Source organism: Paenibacillus kribbensis (genome assembly GCF_001705305.1).
GTDB classification, from domain to species: Bacteria; Bacillota; Bacilli; order Paenibacillales; family Paenibacillaceae; genus Paenibacillus; species Paenibacillus kribbensis_B.
On sequence record NZ_MCBP01000011.1, the window covers coordinates 141,004 to 165,309 of the forward strand.

The window sequence follows — 24,306 nt, forward strand, 5'->3', positions numbered from 1 at the left end:
TTTCCTGTCTTGTGTCCGTAATTACCAAAAAACATATAAAAAACAGAGAAAGAAGGAAAATGACAATGTTACAGTCCACCCATCCCGGACTGCAAATTCGGCTTTTACAAGTTCATGATGCAGAACGATTATTAGAGATCAGACGTGAAAATTTTGATTTTTTCAAGCCGTTTGAGCCGGAACGAGCTGAGGTTTACTTTACGCTGGAAGAACAGGCACGTCTGATTTCCGTCGGCCTTGAGGCTGCACAAGCGGGACAAGGATATACGTTTGGACTTTTTTTGCCGGAAAATGATAAGCTGATCGGCAGAATGGAGCTGTCGGGCATAGCTAGAGGCCCTTTTCAAAACGCGAATCTGGGCTACTTTGTAGACCCTGCATATCACGGACAAGGCTATGCCACCTCCACAGTGAAAGACATTGTACGTTATGCCTTGAGTGAGCTGGGATTGCATCGTATTCAGGCCGGGGTCATGCCGAGGAATACGCCATCTATTCGAGTGATGGAAAAGGCCGGATTCCGCCAGGAAGGGCTGGCACTACACTATTTGAAGATTAATGGTGTCTGGGAAGATCATGTGCTGTATGCGATTACGGCTGAGGATTTGCAGCATGGTGTTTTCTGAATTCACCAGGCGTGACCCCCTCCAGTTTTTTGAACACCTTGCCAAAATATTTTTCATCCTGATACCCGACCATACCAGCTATATGATGAAGTCGCAGCTTGTTATTCAGCAGTAGCAGCTTCGCCTTGTCCATCCTGATCCGGCACAGATAGTCGGACAGATTCACGCCGTATTCCTGCTTGAATTTGCGAGAGATATATTCCCGGCTGAGGTAAAAACGGCTAGCCATATCCTGTAGAGAAATATCCTCGTCGTAGTGGGCCTCCAGATAGCGGGCAATATTATGGATCGTCGGGTTATTGGGACTATGGCTTGGTGTAAGTGCCTGACCGGCTGCCAGCATTCGGTTTTCGATCTGCTTTCTCCATAAGGGCAGGGATAGCAGACCACGATTGTCGATGGGCAGGGCAGGAATGGAGCCTGCTCCATCGGCCAGTTCCTCGCCTTCGGTGTCTCCGGGTCTGTCATTCAGCCAACGGGCCAGCATCCAATCCAGCTCCTGATTCCAGCCGGCGAGCTGCTCCGCCGTAACCGAAGGCAGCTCGGCAACAGCTGCTATCCAGCGGCCTACCGTTGCAGCTACTCGACTGGCATTGCAGCTAAGCGCGCTAAGTCGCAGCTCCTCTTCCATCTCGGGCAGCCGGGGGAGACGTACGGACTGTCGTACAACAGAGCTAGGGTGCAGCCAATCGGTGGCTTGTAGCACATCCCGCTTCCACAATGCTTGCCGAGCCTCATGGTAGGCTGTAGCAGCCGCCACGGGAAAGGCACCGAAAGAGCCAATCCCGATATGCATATGGCAGCGCAATGCTGTTCTGATCCCTGCATGGATATCCTGCAGCAGCAGCGGCCAACGGGACGGCTCGCCCCAATACAGCAAAATAATTTCGTCCATACGCTCCAGATGGCGGAATGCAATTCCGGTTTGGGAGGCCATGAGAAACTCATTGCAGATGTTAATCAGGGAAAAGCTCAGCAGCGGACGCCGCGTTTTGTATTTATCCAGCATATCGGCATCCAGTTGAGCAATGCTCATCACGGCTGCATTGCACATTTGAATCACCGCGGGAAGACCTAATTCCTCGCGCAAGGGCGTGATAGAAAGAGCGGTATTCGTCGTACCGGACACCAGCTCAGTCAAGAGCTTATCCGCATAGTGCGGCCTCATCCGGTTTACTTCGATGGCCTGCATTGTCTGCCTGCGCCGATCTTGCTCCGCTGTTCGCCAGGCCTTGGTGGCTTTGGATAGAGCCTCATTAATCTCTACCGGGTCTACAGGCTTGAGAATGTAGTCCATGCCTCCGCGGCGGATGGCCTGTCGGACCAAATCAAAATCGTCATAGCCGCTTACCACCACGACTCTGGTCGCGGGGGAATGGACCTGAATCCACTCCATCAGGGCTACTCCATCTTTGCCGGGCATCCGCATATCCGTGAGTACAACAGGTGGGGAAAGGGCGGTGATAACCTCAATCGCCTGATCGCCCGACTCGGCTTCAATCACCTCGGTCACGCCGCAAGCCTCCCAATGTACGAGCATCCGAATGGCATGGCGCACATGCTTTTCATCATCCACAATCAGGACTTTCATAACAGATCACTCTCCCTTAATATGAATTCCGGTATGAGCTTCAGTACGAATTTCGAGTGTATAACGAACGCCATGAGGCAAAATATTGTCTACAGACAGGGTATTAGAACCGTCCTCCGAATGAAGCTGAATACGCCATAGAACATTGCGGAGTCCGATGGAATCCTGTTCGCTGGTGTTCGGCTCCGCGTAGGCTTTGAGCGGACGCTTCAGCATATGCTGAAGCTGCTCCAGCTCGGCCTGCGGAATGGATGCTCCGTTATTTTCCACTGCAATTCTTACAATTCCTTGGCGAATTCGGCAGCCTGTAATGTGAATTTTACCAGGACCCAGCCGGGGATCAGCACCGTGTTTGAAGTAGTTTTCGACTAATGGCTGGAGAATCATTTTAGGCACGCGGTCATTCAGCACCTCATCATCCCACTGGTAAGTCACCTCTAATTGCTCCCCAAAGCGTTCTTTTTGCAAATCAAGATATTGCCTCACATGCTCGGCCTCCTCCTTGAGTGTAACGACTGTATGATCCCGCATGTTATAGCGCAGCATTTTGGCGAGGGAGGAAAGCAAAGAATAGATTCGTGGCACCTCATGCTGCAGAGCCAGTGTTCCAATAGACTGTAGCGTATTATATAAAAAGTGAGGATTAATCTGTGCTTGAAGCGCTTTCAATTGATGTGTCTTATTTGCCAGCTCCAGCTTATATTCCCGCAAGATGAGGTTGTTGATGGTATCCATCATCTGTCTGAAGCTGCGTGATAGCACCCCGATCTCATCGTTGCTCATGGCCCGAATGTCTACATCGAGCTGACCGGACTGGATCTGGTTGATGTAGCGAGTCAGTCGTTTAATGGGCTCCGTAATTTTTATGGAAATCCATAGCGTGGCGACAATGACTAGCAGCAACGCTGTGCTTGCAATAACTACATTGATCTGGGTCAGGCGAGTGGCTCGTAAATAAAGCGTTCGATTAGGGATTTTCTTAACGAGCGTCCAGCCTGACAGGATGGCATCCAGCTTGCCGTACACGTGCAGTGCCGTATCATCCTCGATTACTCCGTGCCCGCCTTCATTAGAAATTCGATTGAGCAGGCCAGATTCCTTCCAGTGTGTTCCAATTGCTGCTTCATTTCCACTATATATGATCGTTCCGTGCCGATCGACCAAGAACAGCTCTTCTGTATCTGCATTGTACAATTGACGGCAAATGCTGCGCAGCGGCTCCAGACGAACATCTATGGCCAGTACCCCAAGCGTCTCTGAGGAGGGAATGTTCCGAATCGCCCGATGGAGTGTAAATACCTGCCGCTGTGTGTCGTGTTCTGCATAGGAAACCGCCGAAAAGCCGTACAAATGCTTTTTATGCGATGGCTGTATGAATAATCCGGAGGAACCGTAATGAACAGAGCCGGGGAAGGCCTCCAGCCGGAATTCCCGCAGAGGGACCGTGCTGGTAATCAGGGTAGATTGCGCTGCCTGAAAAGAGTGCAAATACACCTGATCGATGCCTGGCGAAGCATTCAGCATCGTTTGCAGCGTCGTGTAAATTTCGGCGACAGCCCGGTAATCATCGGGAATTTTGGCCAGATTGCGCAGAAAGTGAGGGTCATTATAGACCCCGATGGATGCCCGATTCAATCCCTGCAAATAGTTATCCAAATTCGTGATTCCCTGAAAAATAAGCCGTTCATTTTCTTGTGTGGCCTGCTCTCGCAAGGATTGCTTGGTGAGAAGGAAGGTCATGGTCATCGACAGCAGCAGAGGCAGGGTGACTGCAATGAGCAGAAACCAGATCAGACGGGAACGAATGCTATGAAATTTCATACAGATGGCTCCTTTCACGATTCAAGACAAGCCGGAGGTCAATAATTTCCCCCTAATGGTTCACGATCTTGCGTGTTCTCCAGAGCGCTTATTCGACATAATGAAGATGTGAACCGCCAGTCATACGGTCAAAGCGTCCATGCTACTTGCTGAGGAAGCCGTAGGAGCGTTCCAGACACCAACAGACAACAAAAGGGGGGGATCGGTTTGAAACGCGCCAAGTCGTCGCAATGGCTCCAGCAATGGATTTTTGTAGGGCCGTCGACGTTATTTTTCGTTATCATTATTGTAATCCCTTTCATTCTGGGAATGTACTATTCTTTTACAGAGTGGAATGGGGTTGCCAATCAGGCGAAATGGGTCGGGCTAGATAATTTCAATCACATTTTATGGGATGATGACAAATTTAGGACAGCGTTCTGGTTTACGGTCCGTTTTACGGTGATCGGAGTGGTGGCTGCGAATTTTTTGGGTTTTCTGCTGGCATATTTTCTAACCAAGCCGCTAAAAACGAAAAATGTGCTAAGGACTATTTTTTTCATGCCTAATGTGATCGGGGGGCTGCTGCTCGGCTTCATCTGGCAGTTTATTTTCGTCAAGGGCTTTGCCTCGATAGGGGAAAGTACGGGGTGGTCTTTCTTTAATCTATCCTGGCTGGGAGACGAGATTACGGCCTTCTGGGGCATTGTGATCGTGTTTATCTGGCAAACTGCCGGGTATTTGATGGTCATTTATATTTCTTCCCTGACCAATGTGCCTCGGGAGATGCTGGAAGCAGCCGAAATGGACGGAGCGAGCCGGATGCAAATATTAAGGTCGATTATATTGCCATTGATCATGCCTGCCGTTACAGTATGTCTTTTCCTGGCGATATCATGGTCGTTTAAAATGTTCGATCTTAACTTGTCATTGACCAAGGGCGGGCCCTTCGGGTCTACGGAGTCGGTGGCACTCAATATTTATAATGAAGCGTTTGTGAATAATCGTTATGGATTGGGGACGGCCAAAGCGCTCATTTTCTTTATTATAGTTGCGCTTGTTACGAGCCTTCAGGTGCGCCTGACGAAAAGCCGGGAGGTGGAGGCGTAAATGGAAACAAGCAAGCGCTACCGCTTTGGAACATGGACGACTGAGCTGGTCATGATCCTCGTCGCTTTGTTATTCCTCGTTCCGTTTTACTTTTTGTTCGTGAATTCGGTCAAAAGCTTTGGTGACCTGCTCACCGATTCTGCGGCCTGGCCACAAACTTTTGTATGGAGCAACTATGCCAGGGCGTGGAGCATTACACGTTTTCCTGAAGCTTTATGGAATTCACTTGTGGTAACGGTAGTCAGCAATCTGCTGCTCGTGCTGATCAGCTCAATGGCTGCTTACCGGATGGTTCGGCATCCGACGCGTTATAACCGGGTATTATTCAGCCTGTTCGTGGCTGCGATGGTCATTCCTTTTCAATCGGTGATGATCCCTTTGGTCAAGGTCGTAAGTACGCTGGATTTAATGAACAGCATCGGTGGGCTGGTGATCTGTTATCTGGGCTTCGGGGCGCCTATGTCCATCTTTCTCTTTCACGGGTTTGTTAAAGGTGTGCCAGTCGAGGTGGAGGAGGCGGCTACGGTGGACGGTTGTACGCCTTATGGCGTGTTTTTCCGCATAGTGTATCCGTTGATGCTGCCGATGATGGTGACGGTTATTATTTTAAATACGCTCTGGATCTGGAATGACTATCTCCTGCCGTCTCTGGTGCTGCAAAAGGCTGAACTGCGCACGATTCCGATTGCTACCTATGCCTTTTTCGGACAATACACGAAGCAGTGGGATTTGGCATTGCCTGCCCTGGTACTGGGCATTCTGCCAGTTATCGTATTCTTTCTGACCATGCAAAAGTATATTATTCAGGGTATTATGGCTGGTTCGGTCAAAGGCTGAGTATGGGATGAACTGAAAATGTTCATGTTGTGCCACTCCGCAAACGGATGGTACTTACCATCGCTGTTGCCTCCAGATTCCCCTGAATAAACGAATAAAGGTGGGAATCTAGAGACAAAGGCGAGCGCTATCGCTTGTTCAGCACCATTCCGTTTGCTCCGTTTCCATATGGATTTTTCGAGTTCATCTTATTTGGAATTTAAAAAGGAAAGGAACATGAATATGAAAACGCGTTCTTTTAAAAAGAAAGCCCAGGCAATGATTCTGCTTTTCGCAGCCTTTACGCTGATTTTGACAGGTTGTAACAGTAGTGGCAGCGAACAAAAGGCAGGCAAAGAGGAAGTGAAGGAAAAGACGATTCATATTTTCCAATTCAAGGTGGAGATTGCAGAAGCGCTAAATCGCATGAAGGCGGAATATGAAGCGACTCACCCGGGGATCAAGCTCGACATTCAGACAGTGGGCGGGGGCAGTGACTATGGGGCTGCGTTAAAGGCGAAGTTCGCCTCTGGCGAACAGCCGGATATTTTTAACGTCGGAGGCTACCGTGAGCTGGATACGTGGCTGGAGTATCTGGAAGATCTGTCCGACCAGCCTTGGGTCGCTGATGTGGTCGATGTGGCCAAGGAGCCGATGACCAAAGATGGCAAGCTGTACGGTCAGCCGATGAACCTGGAGGGGTACGGCTTTATTTATAACAAGGATTTGTTCAAAAAGGCGGGGATTACGGAAACACCTAAAACACTGTCCGAGCTGGAGGGAGCCGCTCAAAAGCTGAAAGCCGTAGGGATTACACCTTTTTCAAATGGATATCAGGAGTTTTGGGTGCTGGGAAATCATTTGCTGAACGTGGCATTTGCCAATCAGCCGGACCCGGCAGCCTTCGTTAAGGGATTGAATGATGGAACCACGAAAATTCCGGGCAATGCTGTATTCGCCGAGTGGATTAAGCTGTTCGATCTGACGCTCAAGTATGGCAATGCAAAGCCGCTGACGACTGATTATAATACGCAAGTAACGAATTTTGCCACTGGCAAGGCAGCGATGATGCAACAGGGGAACTGGACGCAGGTCCAAATTGACGGGATTAATCCGAAGCTGAATCTGGGTATTCTGCCTATGCCGATTGGTGAGGATGCCGCCGCTGGAGATAAGCTGTTTGTAGGTGTCGCCAACAACTGGGTGGTTAATAAAAATTCTGCTGTTAAAGCCGAGGCCAAGGAATTCTTAAACTGGATGGTGACATCCGAGCAGGGGAAACAGTATATCACGAAGGAGTTCAAGTTCATCCCGGCGTTCAAAAGCATAAAAGGAGCCGAGGCCGATATGGGCCAATTGGGTGCCGAAGTCGTGAAATATAGTCAGGAAAACAAGCTGCTGGGCTGGTTCTTTAACCGCTATCCTGAAGGAGCGCAGCAAGAATTCGGAAGTCAGATGCAGGCCTATGTGGCAGGCAAGTCAGATGCCGCGAAGCTACTGGAGGATTTCCAGAGCACGTGGGATAATTTGAAAAGCAAATAGTTGGAACGAAATCGGGGACTCATGCAATCCATGTTCCGTTGCCTGTCGAAGTTAAATCGACAGGCTTTATTTATTTTAAGCTTTCCGATACAGAACCAGCACTTAACTCCTAATCATTGATTTTATTTCTAAATTTCCGGAGATTTTTAGGTGTTACATTATGATGTTTTTTAAAAGACTGAATAAAGTGATTTACATGATTGAAACCAACTCTGTGGGCTATTTCAGTTATTGTATAATCTGTTGAAATTAATAACTCGCTGCCTTTCTTGATACGGTACTTAATTAAGTAGTCGTAAGGTGTCATATGAATGGTTCTCTTAAAACTGCGAGTGCATTCCGAAACACTTAGATGCGCTGCATCAGCAATCTCTTGCAGTGTTATATTATTGGGGTGGTTCTGATGGATGAAGCTGAGCATTAATTGAAGTCTTTCTTGTTGCAGCTTTAAGTATTTAGGTGCTTCCTCAGAAGAAAGCGAAATGTTAGAAATTAAGGTGAACCACAATTGTACAGTTTTGATAGAAACCTCATATTCCCATCCCCAGTTTTTTTCCGTATCAAATCTTTTTTTCATATCCCAAAGCATTTCCAGTACTTTAGTTTGCCATTCAACATCCCCCTTGATTACTAGTGACAATAAGAGAGAATTTGTAAAAGGCAGTACATAATTTTTTTCCATCGCACTATCCGCATAAAAGGCCAACAGCTTCTCAGGAAAATTAAAACTCACGTATTGACCGTTATGTGTCAGGTGTGTAGTAACATGCAGGACCCCCTTATTAATTAAAATGGCCTGACCTGTTTCTAATTCATGATTAATCCCATTGACTTGTATAACTAGTTTTCCTTTAGTTACTAAAGTAATTTGTAGTTCTTCGTGCCAGTGTAAATCGTTAAATCCTCTACCTTCAGGAGTACTTTCATGAATAGTATGGGTGTACATAATGTATGGAAATGAAACATCGGGATATAAAATGGTCTCGTGCAATTGTTTTTCCATTTTTAGCTAAGTCCTTTCTGACGACGATATTTCTATATAAATTAAAGATATAGTTACACAAATAAAATAAAAGTGGTGATATTATTATATAAGATCTTTGGCTTATCATTACAATCCTGTGCACAGACGATCGGATAAGACATCTTGGAGGCATAATTAAGGTGAAAATAAAGAAATCGAAGTTAGCGTTTCATCCGTATATTTTACTTTTTATCAGCATATTGTCTGTTTCTGTCTCTTCCATCATGATCAAATCTTCGGATACTCCAACCTCAGTGGCTGGAATGTACCGATTGTACATGGCAGTAATCATTATGCTTCCTTTCGTACCCTGGAAAACGGTACGATCCTTGCAATTAGGTAAAAAAGATTGGGGTACCATTTTTTTAGCTGGCCTATTTCTCGGGTTACACTTCTTATGTTGGATGGAATCATTAGTGTATACCTCTGTTGCAAGTTCGATGGTCATTTTAGCATTACAACCTTTGTTTGTAATGATTGGTTCATACTTCATATTCAATGAACGATCCAATATATTAACCATTCTTTGTTTGATAGCTGCCCTTTTCGGTTCAGTAATTATAGCTTGGGGAGACATAGGGATTTCAAGGGAAGCGTTAATAGGTGATGGATTATCTTTGTTAGGAACAATCTTAGTTTCAGCATATATGTTGGCAGGGCAAAAGGTCAGCCATAAAATAGAGACAAATTTGTACAGTGTTATTGTTTTCTTTATTGGTGGGAGCGTCATGTTGGTCTATAGTTTGTTAAATCATTATTCAGTGATAGAATATGACTCTGTTGATTGGACATATTTCTTTTTACTTGCAGTAATCCCAACTATTTTTGGACAATATATTTTTAATCAGTTATTAAAGTCTTTAGGCGCAACCACTGTTTCTGTAGGTATTATTGGAGAACCTGTTCTCGCTATAATCCTTGCCTATTTATTTTTGGGTGAAACAACCTCTATATTTCAATTTATAGGAGGGTTTATGACTCTCTTGGGTATGGGAGGATTTTTTTGGACAAAATCTATGAACTATACAGCTGCTAAAAATACAGTAGCTAAGAATTAAATTTGTTATTAACTAGTGTGTGATTTAGAAAAAAATAGTATATGAGGAGAATTCTAAATGGCAACGATTGATGATTTTTTGAAGCTGGATATTCGTGCTGGAACCATTGTTAAGGCTGAGTTCTTCGCAAAAGCAAAAATACCAGCTATCAAACTTGAGATTGATTTTGGACAAGAGATCGGAATTAAAACGTCTAGTGCACAAATTACTAAACGATATGTAGCTGAAGAAATAATAGGGAAACAAGTCATTGGGGTGGTCAACTTCCCTCCGCGACGTATAGCCGGATTTAATTCAGAGGTATTAGTACTTGGTGGGCTGCCGGATAAAGGGGACGTGGTTCTCTTACAACCGGATGTTAAGCTGCCTGATGGAACACCGATTGGATAATAGATATAATTGCCGATAAGATGCGAGCATATAAGGTGAGTACTGAAGTTGGCAACGTTCGGAATAACGATAAAGCACGCAATGGAGCCCTCGTATTTCAGGTAGAGATATGGTCCTGAAATACGAGGGCTCTTTTTGTAAACCCATTATGCAGCTATAAAAGGGGAGCTATCGTGCCACTGCGCAGACGGATGGTGCTTCCCATCGCCACCGCCCCCGGATTTCTTGAATAAAGCCATTTATAAGGGTAGAAATCCGGGGAGGTGATGCTTCCGAAGCGAGCTTTCCTACGGAAAGCTTTTAAAGCGACCGCTTCGCTTGTACAGCACCATTCCGCCTACTCCGTTTTTTTGTTCATTTTTCGAATTCGGCTTATACAAGATAATGAAGTAAAACGATGTCCCCGCGGTGTTCTATTTCTTTGAGTTCAAACGTACTAGGCAGCGTGCCTTCCGGAAATAGCGGTATTCCTTGTCCGAGCACTTTGGGAATAATCGCAATGATAGCCTTATCCAGCAGCCCCTCCTGCATGAAGGCTTGAACTAACTGGCCGCCACCTACCAGCCATACTGCTCCTTCCGATTGCTCTTGCAGACGTGGAACCAGCCTAGTCAGGACCTCGTCTGTAAACGTAACATGCGGTGCTTGCTGATGCTCCGTTAATGACCGGGTGAGCACATAACAAGGCTTGCCAGCGTAGGGGAAATCATCCGAGAGCTTCAATACCTCCTCATACGTCAGCCTGCCCATCAGTACCGTGCCTACAGTGTCGTAAAAGTCGGCATATCCATTGTCGCCACCATCCCCTTTGACATCAAACAGCCAGTCCACCGAGCCATCCGGCAGCGCAATATACCCGTCAAGACTCACGGCAATATACAATACGACTTCGTTGGATTTTATAGCATCCATTGTTCATCGCTCCTTTCTATCGCCTATGTTACAATATATTTACGACATACTTTGTCGTAGTTAAGTCATCGTTTAAATTTAACTTCTAATCGGTCAAAGGAGTACTTTATGAACGAACGCAGAATTGCTCTTATGAGAATACTGGATTCCCGGAAAAAATACACGGCACGTGAGCTGGCCGAGCGTTTTGGCGTCTCCGTCAGGACGATACAAAGAGATCTTGACTATTTGCAGCAGACCGGGCTACCCCTGTATACCGAAACCGGACCTCATGGCGGCTATCGGGCACTTCCCAATCGACTTCTCCCTCCCCTTCATCTTGCCCGCGATGAGGCATTTGGTCTTTTTCTCATGCTGCAGCTGCTGGAAAATATCCCGGACATCCCCTTCGGATCGGTGCGGGAGCATCTGTCCGAGCATTATTATGCCGAGCTCCCACAGGATGTGCGGGACAGCATTGATCAATTCAAGGATCATATCTCTTTTCGCATGCTGCCCACTCACGCAGAATCACCCTATACCTCGCTCATTTTGGAGGCTGCGCTGAATAAACGCCGGGTGAGCATGCTTTACCGCTCCGCTTCCGGGGACAAATGGACTGAAGTATATCCGGTGGGGCTCTATTTTGATCATGGATATTGGTACATGCCTGCGCAAAGCAGAGACCGGATCATTTTGTACCGCTCAGATAGAGTGATTACAATGACCATACTGGAAGACACCTTATCCGGTCTTCCCACCCTTAAGGAATGGTTGGCTGCGGAGGATTCACGTACGGGAATTCCGTCAAGAATAAAATTCACACCATTAGGTGTTCGACTGGCGGAATCAGACCCCCTCTTCCAAAGTGTTTCTCGTGAGGAATGGCGGGGTCAGGAATGGCAGGGACATATTCCAGCCGAAGAGTTTAAATATGTATCCAAACTTCTGTTAAAATACGGGCCGGAGGCCGAGGTCATATATCCGAAAGAGCTGCGGATGCGGGTCAAGCAGCTGCTGCAAGACAGCCTGAATCCTTATCTGAAGGATGAAAAGGCGGATGATGAAGAATAAGTCTCTTAATCGTTAATTACATAAATATTTAAGGTTATGAATGGATGGCCTCCCGTATTTATTTTTGCGATAAAGTTTTGAAAAGAGTCGATTTTCGTATATGATGAAGAGTAATAATTCAAAAGGCTGGACGGGAGACAGATATGAATCAACCGCTTTATGGAATATGGCTCGGAGATGTGTTTTTTTGCTTTTCTGGCGAGACCTCAGAACCGCGTATAGATGCGTGGAGCAGTGTAATCCGCAGGCTGACGCTGAAGGGAGACCTTCGGCCATTTCGGCAGGCTGCGTTGCGTCTTGCCGAGGTACGGATACCGAACACTGCTCGTGTGGAGACCGCAGGCAGAGGTGGCAAAAGACGCTCCATGCTGGGGCGCACGCTGGAGGGCTTGGCGCTGGAACCGCGCGAGACGATGGCTTTGTTGACCCGCATGGACGAGAAGGGCTGCGCCGCGTCAGGCATTACACTGGGCGAGGAAATGCAATATTGGCAAAAAGCCGCCTATTTTGCGTTGGAGCTGATGCAGCGGGGCGAAATCGTGCCTTCGCTCACAGAGGCGCGTCCCTCCGGACCGCGCCGTCGTGGCCCGGAGGCGGCGGTCGGGGTGTGGATTCCTCGGCTGCGCCAGGAGGAGGACATCCGCCGCTTTCATGAGCTGGCTGCTGCGATGCCAGCTGTCTGTATGGCAGCTCCCGCTGTCTTCGCGGGCAAGGAGCCGGAAACACGAGAGGATGCAGCTGGAATCGTGCTATATTCCTTCCTGCGCGCGGTCGTCCATGCGGAAACGACTGCGGTGCTGGCTGCCTCGGACCGTGAGCTGGGCAGATATCGCGCCGAATATCGGCGCGGAGGATCGCCGCTAGCGGAGCTGTGGTGGAACAGTCTGCTGACAGGTTCACGCCAGGTTGCAATTTCGGGAACGCCTGTCGAGATGGAGGAGCTGGTTCTTCAAGCGTCCTCTCTTGAGGGAAGCGCGATGCCTGTCACGGAACGGGAGGAGAAGGAACCGATAGAAGGACAGCTGCGTTTGTGCCTTCGTTTGGAGCCTGCTCTGGAGGAGAATGTGAAGGAATGGCGCATCACCTTTTGGGTGGAAAGCGATGCTGAGCCGGGACTGAGACTGCCTGCTCTGACGCTGTGGGCGCATCCTGAACGTGATTTGATTCGCCGTGGAATCGTATATCGCCAAGTGCAGGCACAGCTATTGATGCGGCTCGGACAGGCGGCTGATGCGGCACCTATACTGCTGGAAGCGTTGAATCGTCCTTATCCCGAAGGGCTCATACTGGAGCCCGAGATGTTCTTCCGCTTCCTGACGGAAGCTGTACCCGCTCTGCAAAAGAACGGCATCACGGTGCAAATGCCTTCACGCTGGAGCCGGGAGGGCCGGAGACGTGCAGGCTTGCGACTCAAAATGCGTTCGACGGAGCGTGGTGCAAAGCCGGATGGTGTGATCACCGATACGTCGTCGGTCGGCATCAACCGCATGATTTCCTTTGATGCCGAGGCTGTGCTAGGCGATACGACCTTGACGATGGAGGAATTGGAAAGCATTGTCGCGGCCAATTTGCCGTATGTACGTCTCGGAGGGGAATGGATCGAGGTCGATCCCAAGGAAATCCGTCAGGTGCTGCGCTTTATCAAGCGCGGGGAAGACGGCGAAATGACCTTGTCCGAATGGATGCATCTGGCTGCGGAAAATGAAGGCGCAGGCGAGGCCTCATGGAAAGGTTTGTCCATATTCGGTGCGGAATCCGTTGGATTGCTGGCGTCTTTGGCTGAGGGCGGCATGCTCCGTTCTGTGGAGCCGCGACCTGTGCCGGAGACGTTGCACGGCGCATTGCGGCCCTATCAGGAGCGCGGTTTTCAATGGCTGGCTGCGATGCGCGGTTTGGGCTTTGGCGTCTGCCTTGCCGACGACATGGGGCTTGGCAAGACGATTCAGGTCATCACCTGCCTGCTCGATGGGGGGATTGGCGCTGTGGATCAGAGCCCGGCGTTGATCATTTGTCCGACGTCTCTGCTTGGCAACTGGCAGCGGGAGTTGAAGCGTTTTTCACCGGATTTGTCGCTGTATATTCATCATGGTAACCAGCGACTCCACGGAGAGTCGTTTCAAGAAAGTGTACGCGAGTATGATATCGTCCTCACCACCTATCATCTGGCGGGCCGGGACGGCAGTGATTTATCTGCGGTCTATTGGTCCTCCATCGTACTGGATGAGGCGCAATATATCAAAAATGCACGAACCAAGCAGGCTCAAAGCGTGATGAAGCTGTCTGCACCGCACCGGATTGCCATGACGGGTACTCCGGTGGAGAATCGGTTAAGCGAGCTGTGGTCTATTTTCCAATTCCTGAATCCAGGCTATCTCGGTACAGCGTCTTCGTTTCGTCAGCGGTACAGTACTCCAGGGAGTACTACAGGGGAGGAACGCGGGTCTGCGCTGCGTGAGCTGCATCGTCTCGTCTCTCCGTTCATGCTGCGTCGACTCAAAAGCGACCCGGATATACGTAAGGATCTGCCGGAGAAGTTAGAGCTGAAATCCTATTGTGTGCTGACACCGGAGCAGGCCGGATTGTATCGCGGCGTGGTGGATCAGTTGTTGGGGACACTTGAAGGGCAGATCGGCATGGCCCGCAAAGGGCTTGTTCTGTCTTCGCTAACCAAGCTGAAGCAGATTTGTGACCATCCGGGTCTGATCGTCCCGGGACGGGCTGATGCCGGTAAAACCGAAAACTCGGGAAAAATGGAGCGACTGCTGGAATTGGTGGAGACCATTCGCGAAAATGGCGAATCGGCGCTGATTTTCACCCAATATGTGTCGATGGGAGAATTGTTAGTATCGCGTTTGGCCAAAATCTTTGGCGAAGAGCCGTATTTTCTGCATGGAGGACTGGCGAAAACCAGACGGGACGAAATTGTTCATAACTTTCAAAAGGGAGAAGGCCCGGATATATTTGTGCTTTCCCTGCGTGCAGGCGGCGTAGGTCTGAATCTGACGCGTGCCAGCCATGTTATTCACTATGATCGCTGGTGGAATCCCGCGGTGGAGAATCAGGCGACCGACCGGGTATTCCGTATTGGCCAAAGCCGCAATGTACAGGTGCATAAGCTGATTTGCCAAGGCACGCTGGAGGAACGGATTGACGAATTGATTGAGAGTAAAAGGGCGCTTTCCGAGCAGGTTGTAGGCTCTGGTGAACACTGGCTGACCGAAATGTCTGACGATGAACTGCGCGGCCTGATTGCGCTGCAAAATGATGTATGGATTGATTAAGTAAAGAAAGGATGAGGGCGATGACAAGGCCGCGAGTGAAGCTGAAAGTAGCTGACAGTCAATGGGTAGTGGAAGTAGACGTGGACGGGACGGAAGGCAGCTCGGCGGCTGTAGCCGCCCGTTGGACGGGTTCCGTACCTGCACTGAACCCGGAACAGCGGATGGCATGGCTGGAACAGCTCAAAGCGGAGCCCTGGGACATATACCGTTTCTTGCAGGGGGAGGCCTGTCTCTCACTGGAAGATGTCGTGCAGGCAGCAGCCGGAACAGCCGTTTCCAGCCTAAAGGATGGCATGGGTACAGCCGACGATGTGAAGAAAGCTCTGCAGGCCGGATTGAAAAGCGAGCCACACTTCTGCCTGGAGCTGATCGGAATGACGCGGGAAGAGCTGCTGGAGTACGTATTCAGCGCTTGGGCCGGAGAGCTGTCCCATGTACGAGGGACATCCCCCGCACTTGAGCCAAGCTCGCGGTCAGAGGGCGGACGCAGCGGATCGGCGGCGATTAGCGAATGGATTGCTGAATCTGCCGCCGAGGGAGCATTGCACCGTCCTGGTGCGGGCTTTCATGCGATTGAGATTCGTCTGCCGCAGAAGCTTGCTTCAAAGAATGAAGCGGATATTACGGCTTTGCTGCCGGGATTACCCCGCGCGAAAGAGGCATTGAAGCTCATACGTGAGCGTGTAGCTGAGCGCGCGCGGGCTGCAATCCCGCAAAAACGTCATACTCCGTAACAATTCGGGTCTATACTTCCTTTTTCGGGCCTATTCACCTGCATCGAACTGGATAACGGCTTCGAAGAGTGTCGAAAGTTCAGTTACAATAGGGGAACGGAAAGTGATAGCAAGTCATGCATCAATTGCGATATTGGAGGAGATACCAGCATGAAACGACATATGCAACAAACGCGACCCCCTCAGCGCTGGACGAAGGCGCTCATTCCAGGGCTGATCCTGCCGGGGCTCCTGCTGGCGGCCTGTCAGCAGGGAGGGTCTGGTGGACAGGAAAGCGAGCCGTTGAAGTCATCTACTACGGTACAGGAAAATGCACAACCTTCCACCCAGCCGGAGGCGGACAACAGCAGCACTGCCACAGGACAAGCTTCCGCAGGTACAGAAAGCGGACAAGCTGACTCTGTGATGGCAATGCGAAGCCAGAGTGCGCTGCAGGCCACGGTTAAGGAAGAGGGTGGAACCGCGATTGTTACCAATGCGACGTCTGACACGGTCGTTGTTAACAAACAGCGCAGTTTGCCTGAGGGCTATGCCCCAGACGATCTGGTAGAGCCGCAGGTGCCTTTTTCCTTCGACGGGCCGCATGAGAAACGGCATATGCGCAAGGAAGCGGCAGAGGCCTTGGAGAAATTATTCGACGGTGCCAAGAAGGACGGTATAGAGCTGCGTGCAGTATCAGGATACCGTTCCTATAAGCGTCAGGTTTCTATTTTCAACAACAACGTAAAGACCAAGGGAGAGGCATATGCCTCTCAGGTCAGCGCCGTACCGGGTACGAGTGAGCATCAGACGGGGTTGGCGATTGACGTATCCAGCCCGAGCGTGGGCAATGTGCTGGAGCAATCCTTTGGGGCTTCCAAGGAAGGCGAATGGCTGGAGAAGCATGCGCCGGAATACGGATTTATTATTCGCTATACGAAAGGCAAGCAAGATATCACTGGCTATGTGTACGAGCCTTGGCATATCCGTTATGTGGGAAAAGACATTGCGGAGGATGTAGCCAAGCAAGGGCTGACGTTGGAGGAATATTTCGACGATAAGAATATTAAACTGTAGCAGCCAAAAAACAAAGAAAGCCGTAATCCTGTGGGATTGCGGCTTTTTTACATATTTTTCTTCCAAATTGAACCTTTTCAAGGTAGAATCTCGTATAGTGAATGACGACAGAAGCGTACAGAAGGGAAGGGAGTCATCATTTATTATTCATTAACGTACCGGGAATGGTCAGAAGACACACAAAAGGAACTGCGCAGCCTGACACGGGAATCCGTATCGGGTGATGAGCTGTTTCTGCGCAAGCTTGTAGACGCCACGCGTCTCCATGACAAACTATGGGCGCATACCTCGAATGAAAGTGAGGATTATACAGAGCATTCCGTCTATGTGACCGAATTTACAGGGGAACGTGCGAAGCCTTACGGTGCGTCGATTACGGACCTCGTGCTGGCAAGTGAGGGGGGTTACACCTCCACGTTCAGCGCAGTTTACTGGGTATGGCATGAGCCTGCGTTCCGTAGTATGGAGCATCGGGAAGGATCGGTATTTACGTTGGAGCTGGCCCAGCGTCTATTGGATCACTTTACGGTACTGGATGGCACAACATATGAATTTATTTATTCAGTATTGGACCCGCAGCTGAAAAAGGTACATCTGTTTGTGAAGGAGGTCGATCTGTGATGGAGCACTCTTGGGAGAACATCAAATCCAAGCCCGGCTCTCGTACACGGATGGCGGCCTTTGCTCTGATGCTGGCTGTGCCAGCCGCCCTGACGGGCTGTGGTGACGACGAGTATTATGACTGCGATGAGCTTCCTGTGTCGGAGCAAACAGCGTGTCGGGATGCAGGCAGCAGCGGGTACTACTATGGCGGATCGACCTATTATAGTGGAGGCTCCTCCTATAATAGCAGTCGTTCTTCTTCAAGCTCTTATCGCAAGAGCTCATCTTCATCTTCAGGCTCACACAGCGGCTTTGGCAGCAGTGGCTCGCGTAGCGGCTTTTTCTCTGGAGGTTAAAATGAGTATGCGTACCATTCGGCAAATGCCCTATGATCATGACGAGCTTTTTAACGGTGAAATCAGCTGCAGGATTCCGTACCATCGCATGTACGGCAAATCCTATTGTGTGCCCGCGTTAACGATGTATGAGGAAACCGAACTGACAGAGCTTCAGGCTGCGGCTGAGGCCGTACATAGCATCTATCGCAAGGTTCAGCACTTCGTTCAGCGCTATATGCCGGATGAGTATCTGGTGGAACGATTGGGTATCCATCCGGGCTTGCTGCGTGCTGCGCGCATGGAGGTCGCGCCGGATGGAATTACCCGACAGGACTGGATTGTAGGAGAAGCGGGTATCAAATGTATTGAGAACAATACGGACACCCCAACTGGAATCCCCGAGGCAGCCTATCTCGAAGGGAAGCTGCTGGAGATACTGAATGAGGGCGGAGGATCACGGGAAGATACTGCCCTAGTGGGGCCGTCTTCTGGAATGGATGAAGCGATTCGGTGTGCGATGACTGATTTGATTCATTTTTATAGCAGCAGGGGATTAGGCACAAAAGTGTATTTTACTTGCTATGACTGGCATATTGAGGATCAGACAAACACGAAATATATCATGCGCTTGTGTGAACAAGCCGGGTTTGAAGTGGTTTATGCGCCTTTGGAAGAACTGGAGATTATCCCGGGCGAAGGATTGTATCACCGGGGAGAATCCATATACATCCTCTATCGCCTGTATCCCCTGGAATATCTGATTGATGACCGGGAAGAGGACACGGGGCTGGAGGTAGGGCAGGCCTTAATGGATATGGTAGCAGACGGTAAAATAGGATTAATCAATCCGCCGCAGCATATGATTACCCAAAGCAAAGGGTTCACTGCAACCGTATGGTCGCTGCATGAGCGTAATGAGCAGACACCAGAGTTCTGCGGCTTTCGTTTGTTTGACGATCGGGAGCTGGAGGTGATACGAACCTACCTGCTGCCTACGTATTTTGAACCCACGGTGTTTGTGCAAAATAAAGAGCCTTATGTGGCCAAAGGCATATGGGGCCGGGAAGGAAAAGGGACGCATCTGTTTGAGCCTGCCGATACCGAAAATAAGCTGGAGGTTCCAGTTCTGACGGAACCAGCTCTCACGGAACAATGGGCGAAGCTTGTCCCATCTAACGACTCTGGCGACCCTAATGAAGCAGATGTCCCGCTAACACCTGAGCAGGAGGAGGCCGCACATATTGCTGCTTATTACGAAAGCCAGCCCAAGATTTATCAGCGGCTATGGCCTATGCAGAGCGCAGAGGTGCAGACCGAAGAAGGTCTATATCATGGCTACGTGCTGACAGGCGTATTCGTCATTGGCGGGCGTTTTGCAGGCATCCTGCCACGAATCGGGGAAAAGGTCACCGGCGATATGGCCTATTATTGTGCAGCCGCCGTTCCGAACGCATCTCATGAGCCATCTGGGCGTTTCTAGCCTTTTTACGTGATTAATAAGTATTTGAACATAGCTATTTATAGTGTTAAGTATGCATATGCTTAAGTGTCTCTAGGGTTAAATATCCATAATGTTAAATATCCATATGGTTAAGTATCTATAAGGAGGAAGAGGATTGGACTCACATATCAGCTTAGGCAATGCATTGGGCAATGTAGGCATCGGCCTGCTTATCCTGTTTGCCATCTTAATCGTAGGTTATTTTGTGTTCAGCTTGCTGACGCGTTATAACGATAATCAAGAAATTGCACGCGGCAATGAGGCGGCAGGCATCTATATGGGGGCAAAGCTGCTGGGTCTGTGTATTATCGTCGGCATGGTGTCATACAGCAGCCACTCATGGCTTGATATGCTGATTTGGTCAGCCGTAGGCATAGTGGTGCTGTGTCTGGTCTATATTATTTTTGATCTGCTGACCCCGCGTACCAAAGTGTGCGAGGAAATTGCCAAAGGCAATGTGGCTTTGGCGCAACTGCTGCGTTCGATCATCGTCGGGGTATCCTTTGTGGTAGGTACATTTTTGATGTAGCCCTGTATAAAGAATCGGTATAGAGAAGGTGTATAAAAGGATCTGCAAAACCGGACAGCGGAATTGCAGATTTTTTTGTTTTCAGGATTTTGCAAAATTCGATTCCAGTCGCTCCAAAGTGCAATATATAGACGAACTAGAACATTTCGATATATGTATTGTTTATTGGAAGTCGCTTATTGGATTTTTGCAAAATCCTCATTTTATGGATATCTGTCGCTTCTGCAGGGACTATTCTGCAAGGCTACGGGTGATACTGCATAGCAAAAAGAAATTTGCTGCAGGTATAAAGCCAAATTGCAGAGAAGGGAATCCAGATAACATGAGTACCTCCATCTCCCCAACCAAACTCATTCGCATAGGTGTCATCGGCCTTGGCCTGATCGCTGAATATCACATTAGATCACTATATACGATCTCGGGGGTTTCTATTACAGCCATTAGTGATGTGGACTCCAATCGCCTTCAACTGCTGGGTAAGCAATTGCAACTTCCTGCTGCCAAGCAGTACCCCCATTATGAAGCCTTAATCCGTGACCCGGAGGTGGATGCGATTCTGTCGCTGACACCCAACGATGTGCATTTTGACATTATTCGGATTGCGCTGGAAGAACACAAAGCTGTCCTGGCAGAAAAACCGTTGACACTCACGTGGCAGGAAGCGGATCAGTTGAAAAAGCTGTATACAGCGAGCCCGGTGCCTTTCCTGGTTCATTATAAGCATCGTTACGGCGCTGCCTTCCAATATGCCAAGCAATTGCTGGATGAACACAAGCTGGGCAACATCTATAACATTCAATTCCGGTATCTGATGGATGCATTCTCACCGTATCGTCAACATCCGTATACATGGCGCCATAATTTAGCCAAGGCAGGCTCCGGGGTTGTGGGCGATACAGCCTCACATATTGTTGACCTGGCTCGTTTTCTGGTGGGTGAATTTAAAAGTGTCGCAGCGCTGCTGCATACGTTTACACCCGAGCGTCCCGATCTGGTCACAGGTTTGCCTGTAAAGGTGGATGTGGAAGACTTCGCTTCCTTTCATGGGATTGTGGGCGACAATACGGTAGGTACATTCATCACCCACAAAAATGCCATTGGCAAACGTCACGATATCGAAGTGGATATCTACGGCGAACTCGGTGCGCTGCACGCCAGTCTCAACAACCGGGAAAATATCCGCATTGTGCTGCGTGACCCCGATCATCCGGATGCCGAATACGAGACTTGGGCTGTCCCTGCAATCTATGACCACACGGCCTATGAAGACTTCGTGAAGCTGGCCAGGGGGGAGTTCGTGGATCGTGCCCCATTGTTCGAGGACGGGTACAAAAACCAGTGGGTCCTTGAAAAAATACTGCAATCCTGGAGAGAGAACGGGCGTTTAGTGGAAGTGTAGGGAAGCATATCAACTGTGGACCACAAGATGGAATCTTGCACAAAGTGACCCTCTTGCGGTTCACAGTTCCGCTCGGTTTGCATCAGTTCAAATGAATCCTGCTTCGATCTTTTGAATAATGGTCAGCAGGAAGGATTCGGCCAAGCTGTTTTTCAAAATAGCCTGTTTGGCTTCCTCCAGCGTAAACCAACGTGCTTGGTCTACCTCCGCACTGAGAACATCCAGCTTGTCATCGTTCACGATGGATACAAAGTTCAGCATCAGTGTATTGCTTCGTTCAAAATACTCGCTGCGGATATACTGATATTCGTCCACTTGTAATCCGACTTCTTCCATAATTTCGCGCACCAAGGTCTGCTCGGCCGATTCCCCCTTACTCACATAGCCGGCCAACAAAATAAAACCCTGGATATTGTACTGCTGTATCAGCAGCACTTTATTGCTCTGTCTATGGAAGACAGCCGTACTGATTGCAGTGCTGAATATCGGGAACCGAAAGACTTGGCATGTATTGCAAAAGGGGATAGGGCCTTCGCCTTCACACTCCTTCACCATTAGTTTTGTTCCGCATTCATAGCAATAGTTCATCTAAGCGCCACCTTATATCACATTTTCAGATTGTGCATGCTGTTTTTTATCCCGTTTTATACGGCAATACTCATCATCTTAATTCTGCGATAGCCATTCTGTCTACGGGTGATTTGTTCTATTGTTGGTCTTTATTCCTGTTCTTGCTGTACCTTTGCCCGTTTAGCCGCGATCAACCGCCAGCCTGTCAGCAGGGCCCCCACGAGACAGATGGACGCAGAAGTCATGAAAACCACGTGCATTCCGGCCAGAAAGATCTCCGGGTGACCCGGAATTAATCCGGTGACGCGATAACCAGCCTCTTTGCTCATGATATAAAACAGGATGGACGTGGCCAAAGTGATCCCCACCACCATACCAACGTTACGGACCAGCGAGTTGACACTTCCGGCTGAGCCGAGCTGTGTACGAGGAACCTTGGACATAATCAACGAATTGTTAGGCGATTGGAATAGACCGCTGCCGATGCCCAGCATGGCGATCCACAGACCTACGAACGGAACGGGACTGCCTGCATGGAGTCGAGCCAAGCCAATCTGGGCAATTGCCATGACCACAAGCCCGGCAAATGTGAGCAGTTCAGACCCGATTTTATCGGAAAGAGCACCACTGAGGGGGGCGACGATAACCATGGAGATGGGAAACAGCATCAGCAGGAATCCGGCATAAAAAGGCGACAAATTCAGCATATTCTGCGCATAAAAGGGTGAAATGATGTTAAAGCAGAAGTTAGCGACGAAGACGAGAAAAGCGCATAATATACTGAGCGAAAACAACGGATTTTTGAATAAACTGAGCTGTAACAGCGGCCCTGGACGACGGATTTCCAAGCGAATGAAAACGACAAAAGCAATCACAGCGACCACCAGCGAAGCGATAATACGGTTGTCTCCATATCCGACCTGCTGCCCCAACAGCAATCCGGCGAATAAAGCGAGAATAAAAACAGCAAACATCAAGCTGCCGGGAACGTCGATCTTGTCTTTTACCTTGATCAGGTCCTTCGGCAGAAGCTTCCAGCCCAGAAGGACAGCCACCAATCCTATCGGCACATTGACCCAGAAAATGTACTGCCAGCCCAGCGAGGACACGATAATGCCACCCAAGCTCGGTCCGGCGATGCTGCCCAGGGATACGAAGGTTCCGATTAAGCCCAGCGCTTTGCCTCGTTCATAGGAAGGAAAAATATCCGTCACGATCCCTTGGCTGTTGGCCATGGTCATGGAGGCTCCAATCGCCTGAATGATACGTGAGATCAGAAGCATGGGCAGCGAAGAACTAAGACCACACAACAGTGAGCCGAGAATGAACACGATTGTACCGATCTTGAATATTTTGATTTTACCGACCATATCTCCGAGCTTGCCAAAAAATAAAATGGCTGTACATATAGCCATCAAATAGGCGGTTGTTACCCATTCAATCTGGGCCACAGGTAAATGTAACGTGCGGGACAACACCGGTAGAGCAATATTGACGATGCTTCCATCCAGCGTAGACATAAACGTAAACAGATTCAATACAATCAAAATCATCCAACGTTTCCTCTGGATTTCGTTATTTTCCTGATAGGTTGCAGCGGTTGTAGCGGTTGAACTCATGTTTAGCACCTCTTCATCGTTGAGCATTACTAATTAGTTGCACATGCAACTAATTGACGGTTCTAGTCTACAGTAAATTAGTTGCGTGCGCAACAATATTATTGTAAACTTGGCTTTGGTCCCACCTGCGGATTTGAAATTTGTAAGCCGATGAGGTGTATTTGATGAGAAAAAAACCGATTGGAAAGTTGATTTCCTACCTACAGCGCCGAAATCAAAAAATATTGTCCAAAAAATTGGCTCCGTATGGAATCGGCAGTGGCGGCCAGCACAGCTTTTTAAAGCTTATTCTGCAGTATCCGGGCATTACACAGGAACAATTGACGAATGAACTTAAATTTGACAAGGCAACTACAGCACGTTCGGTGAGACAATTGGAGGAATCCGGCTACATTGAACGGAAACCGGACCCGAATGACCGTCGTTCTCATCTTTTGTCCCCAACCGCCAAGGCATTAGAATTTTCTCCTGTCCTCCAAGGAATCTTTGATGAGCTCAATGCCGGTCTTGTCCGCAATTTATCTGACGAGGAAGAAGACCTTCTCATCGATTTATTGCAAAGGATTAGTGTAGAGCCCGACGAATAAAGAGAAGAGAACTAGCTTGGGGCAGAGCAGTAACAAGAAAAAGCAGCCATTGCAGAAGTTGCTCTGCAATAACTGCTTTCCGGATCTCAGTACCAATCTTTAAGCTGCAAGTCTTGTAGATTGGATTAATGGAGGCGAACCGCGGCTCAGCAAATCCACAATCCGCC

22 protein-coding genes are annotated in these 24,306 nt (G+C 48.9%); 16 read left to right on the forward strand and 6 right to left on the reverse strand.

Annotated elements, in window-relative coordinates; translation table 11 throughout:
• The first annotated feature begins 59 nt into the window (after window positions 1–59).
• A complete protein-coding gene (locus BAZ21_RS19295) occupies window positions 60–626 on the forward strand; it encodes a GNAT family N-acetyltransferase (RefSeq protein ID WP_141695003.1) in 567 nt (188 codons plus the stop codon).
• Here BAZ21_RS19295 and BAZ21_RS19300 read toward each other — a convergent pair.
• Together BAZ21_RS19300 and BAZ21_RS19305 are read right to left on the reverse strand one after the other, a co-directional pair.
• Window positions 592–2,217: a response regulator gene (locus BAZ21_RS19300; RefSeq protein WP_068504176.1), complete on the reverse strand. Its 1,626-nt coding sequence runs from the start codon at window positions 2,215–2,217 to the stop codon at window positions 592–594. The genes BAZ21_RS19295 and BAZ21_RS19300 overlap by 35 nt on opposite strands.
• A gap of 6 nt (window positions 2,218–2,223) precedes the next feature.
• A complete protein-coding gene (locus BAZ21_RS19305) occupies window positions 2,224–4,038 on the reverse strand; it encodes a sensor histidine kinase (protein WP_068504180.1) in 1,815 nt (604 codons plus the stop codon).
• A gap of 207 nt (window positions 4,039–4,245) precedes the next feature.
• Here BAZ21_RS19305 and BAZ21_RS19310 point away from each other — a divergent pair, with 207 nt between their 5' ends.
• The 3 genes from BAZ21_RS19310 (at window position 4,246) to BAZ21_RS19320 (ending at window position 7,485) form a co-directional block, all read left to right on the forward strand.
• A complete protein-coding gene (locus tag BAZ21_RS19310; protein ID WP_068504182.1) occupies window positions 4,246–5,127 on the forward strand; it encodes a carbohydrate ABC transporter permease in 882 nt (293 codons plus the stop codon).
• Window positions 5,128–5,964, forward strand: coding sequence for a carbohydrate ABC transporter permease (locus BAZ21_RS19315; RefSeq protein ID WP_068504184.1), 837 nt, complete (start codon window positions 5,128–5,130; stop codon window positions 5,962–5,964).
• A gap of 222 nt (window positions 5,965–6,186) precedes the next feature.
• A complete protein-coding gene (locus BAZ21_RS19320; protein ID WP_068504341.1) occupies window positions 6,187–7,485 on the forward strand; it encodes an ABC transporter substrate-binding protein in 1,299 nt (432 codons plus the stop codon).
• Between the two features lie 109 nt (window positions 7,486–7,594).
• On the opposite strand, the gene BAZ21_RS19325 is transcribed toward BAZ21_RS19320, so the two are convergent.
• Window positions 7,595–8,488 carry an AraC family transcriptional regulator gene (locus BAZ21_RS19325; protein WP_068504186.1) on the reverse strand — a complete coding sequence of 298 codons (894 nt, stop codon included), beginning with the start codon at window positions 8,486–8,488 and terminating at the stop codon, window positions 7,595–7,597.
• A 161-nt stretch (window positions 8,489–8,649) separates the two neighbouring features.
• Between BAZ21_RS19325 and BAZ21_RS19330 the strand changes: the two genes are divergently transcribed.
• Together BAZ21_RS19330 and csaA are read left to right on the forward strand one after the other, a co-directional pair.
• A complete protein-coding gene (locus BAZ21_RS19330) occupies window positions 8,650–9,567 on the forward strand; it encodes a DMT family transporter (protein WP_068504188.1) in 918 nt (305 codons plus the stop codon).
• A gap of 57 nt (window positions 9,568–9,624) precedes the next feature.
• Window positions 9,625–9,957, forward strand: coding sequence for a chaperone CsaA (gene csaA, locus BAZ21_RS19335; RefSeq protein ID WP_068504190.1), 333 nt, complete (start codon window positions 9,625–9,627; stop codon window positions 9,955–9,957).
• 372 nt (window positions 9,958–10,329) lie between these two features.
• On the opposite strand, the gene BAZ21_RS19340 is transcribed toward csaA, so the two are convergent.
• On the reverse strand, window positions 10,330–10,869 hold the full coding sequence (locus tag BAZ21_RS19340) for a dihydrofolate reductase family protein (protein WP_068504192.1): 540 nt from the start codon (window positions 10,867–10,869) through the stop codon (window positions 10,330–10,332).
• A gap of 108 nt (window positions 10,870–10,977) precedes the next feature.
• Here BAZ21_RS19340 and BAZ21_RS19345 point away from each other — a divergent pair, with 108 nt between their 5' ends.
• The 9 genes from BAZ21_RS19345 (at window position 10,978) to BAZ21_RS19385 (ending at window position 21,363) form a co-directional block, all read left to right on the forward strand.
• Window positions 10,978–11,922: a helix-turn-helix transcriptional regulator gene (locus BAZ21_RS19345; protein ID WP_068504193.1), complete on the forward strand. Its 945-nt coding sequence runs from the start codon at window positions 10,978–10,980 to the stop codon at window positions 11,920–11,922.
• Between the two features lie 143 nt (window positions 11,923–12,065).
• Entirely contained in the window at window positions 12,066–15,203 is a 3,138-nt protein-coding gene (locus tag BAZ21_RS19350) for a DEAD/DEAH box helicase (protein WP_068504194.1), read from the forward strand.
• A 20-nt stretch (window positions 15,204–15,223) separates the two neighbouring features.
• A complete protein-coding gene (locus BAZ21_RS19355; protein WP_068504196.1) occupies window positions 15,224–15,937 on the forward strand; it encodes a phosphoribosylglycinamide synthetase in 714 nt (237 codons plus the stop codon).
• A 150-nt stretch (window positions 15,938–16,087) separates the two neighbouring features.
• Window positions 16,088–16,993 carry a M15 family metallopeptidase gene (locus BAZ21_RS19360; protein WP_068504198.1) on the forward strand — a complete coding sequence of 302 codons (906 nt, stop codon included), beginning with the start codon at window positions 16,088–16,090 and terminating at the stop codon, window positions 16,991–16,993.
• Between the two features lie 327 nt (window positions 16,994–17,320).
• A complete protein-coding gene (locus BAZ21_RS19365; protein WP_029390178.1) occupies window positions 17,321–17,614 on the forward strand; it encodes a hypothetical protein in 294 nt (97 codons plus the stop codon).
• Window positions 17,614–17,952 (forward strand): hypothetical protein, encoded by a 339-nt coding sequence (locus tag BAZ21_RS19370; RefSeq protein WP_068504200.1) that lies wholly within the window; start codon window positions 17,614–17,616, stop codon window positions 17,950–17,952. Before BAZ21_RS19365 ends, BAZ21_RS19370 begins: the two co-directional genes overlap by 1 nt.
• A gap of 1 nt (window position 17,953) precedes the next feature.
• Complete coding sequence (locus BAZ21_RS19375) at window positions 17,954–19,414, forward strand: glutathionylspermidine synthase family protein (RefSeq protein ID WP_068504202.1); 1,461 nt, start codon at window positions 17,954–17,956, stop codon at window positions 19,412–19,414.
• A gap of 136 nt (window positions 19,415–19,550) precedes the next feature.
• Window positions 19,551–19,964, forward strand: a complete 414-nt coding sequence (locus BAZ21_RS19380) for a DUF350 domain-containing protein (protein WP_068504204.1) — start codon at window positions 19,551–19,553, stop codon at window positions 19,962–19,964.
• A gap of 322 nt (window positions 19,965–20,286) precedes the next feature.
• Window positions 20,287–21,363 (forward strand): Gfo/Idh/MocA family protein, encoded by a 1,077-nt coding sequence (locus BAZ21_RS19385; protein ID WP_068504206.1) that lies wholly within the window; start codon window positions 20,287–20,289, stop codon window positions 21,361–21,363.
• Between the two features lie 87 nt (window positions 21,364–21,450).
• Here BAZ21_RS19385 and BAZ21_RS19390 read toward each other — a convergent pair whose 3' ends face one another.
• The gene (locus BAZ21_RS19390) at window positions 21,451–21,951 is read right to left on the reverse strand and encodes an NAD(+) diphosphatase (RefSeq protein ID WP_068504208.1); all 501 of its coding nucleotides are present in this window, start codon (window positions 21,949–21,951) and stop codon (window positions 21,451–21,453) included.
• A 131-nt stretch (window positions 21,952–22,082) separates the two neighbouring features.
• Entirely contained in the window at window positions 22,083–23,552 is a 1,470-nt protein-coding gene (locus tag BAZ21_RS19395; RefSeq protein ID WP_068504213.1) for an MFS transporter, read from the reverse strand.
• Between the two features lie 164 nt (window positions 23,553–23,716).
• On the opposite strand from BAZ21_RS19395, the gene BAZ21_RS19400 reads away from it, so the two are divergent.
• Window positions 23,717–24,139 (forward strand): MarR family winged helix-turn-helix transcriptional regulator, encoded by a 423-nt coding sequence (locus tag BAZ21_RS19400; RefSeq protein ID WP_068504214.1) that lies wholly within the window; start codon window positions 23,717–23,719, stop codon window positions 24,137–24,139.
• Window positions 24,140–24,306 lie beyond the last annotated feature (167 nt).

What these genes read in the sequence shown, in the direction of transcription:
- csaA (WP_068504190.1), top strand. Translation starts at nt 9,625, where the DNA reads ATGGCAACGATTGATGATTTTTTGAAGCTGGATATTCGTGCTGGAACC.
- BAZ21_RS19300 (WP_068504176.1), bottom strand. Translation starts at nt 2,217, where the DNA reads ATGAAAGTCCTGATTGTGGATGATGAAAAGCATGTGCGCCATGCCATT.
- BAZ21_RS19350 (WP_068504194.1), top strand. Translation starts at nt 12,066, where the DNA reads ATGAATCAACCGCTTTATGGAATATGGCTCGGAGATGTGTTTTTTTGC.
- BAZ21_RS19345 (WP_068504193.1), top strand. Translation starts at nt 10,978, where the DNA reads ATGAACGAACGCAGAATTGCTCTTATGAGAATACTGGATTCCCGGAAA.
- BAZ21_RS19320 (WP_068504341.1), top strand. Translation starts at nt 6,187, where the DNA reads ATGAAAACGCGTTCTTTTAAAAAGAAAGCCCAGGCAATGATTCTGCTT.
- BAZ21_RS19395 (WP_068504213.1), bottom strand. Translation starts at nt 23,552, where the DNA reads ATGAGTTCAACCGCTACAACCGCTGCAACCTATCAGGAAAATAACGAA.
- BAZ21_RS19305 (WP_068504180.1), bottom strand. Translation starts at nt 4,038, where the DNA reads ATGAAATTTCATAGCATTCGTTCCCGTCTGATCTGGTTTCTGCTCATT.
- BAZ21_RS19340 (WP_068504192.1), bottom strand. Translation starts at nt 10,869, where the DNA reads ATGGATGCTATAAAATCCAACGAAGTCGTATTGTATATTGCCGTGAGT.
- BAZ21_RS19370 (WP_068504200.1), top strand. Translation starts at nt 17,614, where the DNA reads ATGGAGCACTCTTGGGAGAACATCAAATCCAAGCCCGGCTCTCGTACA.
- BAZ21_RS19355 (WP_068504196.1), top strand. Translation starts at nt 15,224, where the DNA reads ATGACAAGGCCGCGAGTGAAGCTGAAAGTAGCTGACAGTCAATGGGTA.
- BAZ21_RS19325 (WP_068504186.1), bottom strand. Translation starts at nt 8,488, where the DNA reads ATGGAAAAACAATTGCACGAGACCATTTTATATCCCGATGTTTCATTT.
- BAZ21_RS19400 (WP_068504214.1), top strand. Translation starts at nt 23,717, where the DNA reads ATGAGAAAAAAACCGATTGGAAAGTTGATTTCCTACCTACAGCGCCGA.
- BAZ21_RS19315 (WP_068504184.1), top strand. Translation starts at nt 5,128, where the DNA reads ATGGAAACAAGCAAGCGCTACCGCTTTGGAACATGGACGACTGAGCTG.
- BAZ21_RS19295 (WP_141695003.1), top strand. Translation starts at nt 60, where the DNA reads ATGACAATGTTACAGTCCACCCATCCCGGACTGCAAATTCGGCTTTTA.
- BAZ21_RS19360 (WP_068504198.1), top strand. Translation starts at nt 16,088, where the DNA reads ATGAAACGACATATGCAACAAACGCGACCCCCTCAGCGCTGGACGAAG.
- BAZ21_RS19385 (WP_068504206.1), top strand. Translation starts at nt 20,287, where the DNA reads ATGAGTACCTCCATCTCCCCAACCAAACTCATTCGCATAGGTGTCATC.
- BAZ21_RS19390 (WP_068504208.1), bottom strand. Translation starts at nt 21,951, where the DNA reads ATGAACTATTGCTATGAATGCGGAACAAAACTAATGGTGAAGGAGTGT.
- BAZ21_RS19375 (WP_068504202.1), top strand. Translation starts at nt 17,954, where the DNA reads ATGAGTATGCGTACCATTCGGCAAATGCCCTATGATCATGACGAGCTT.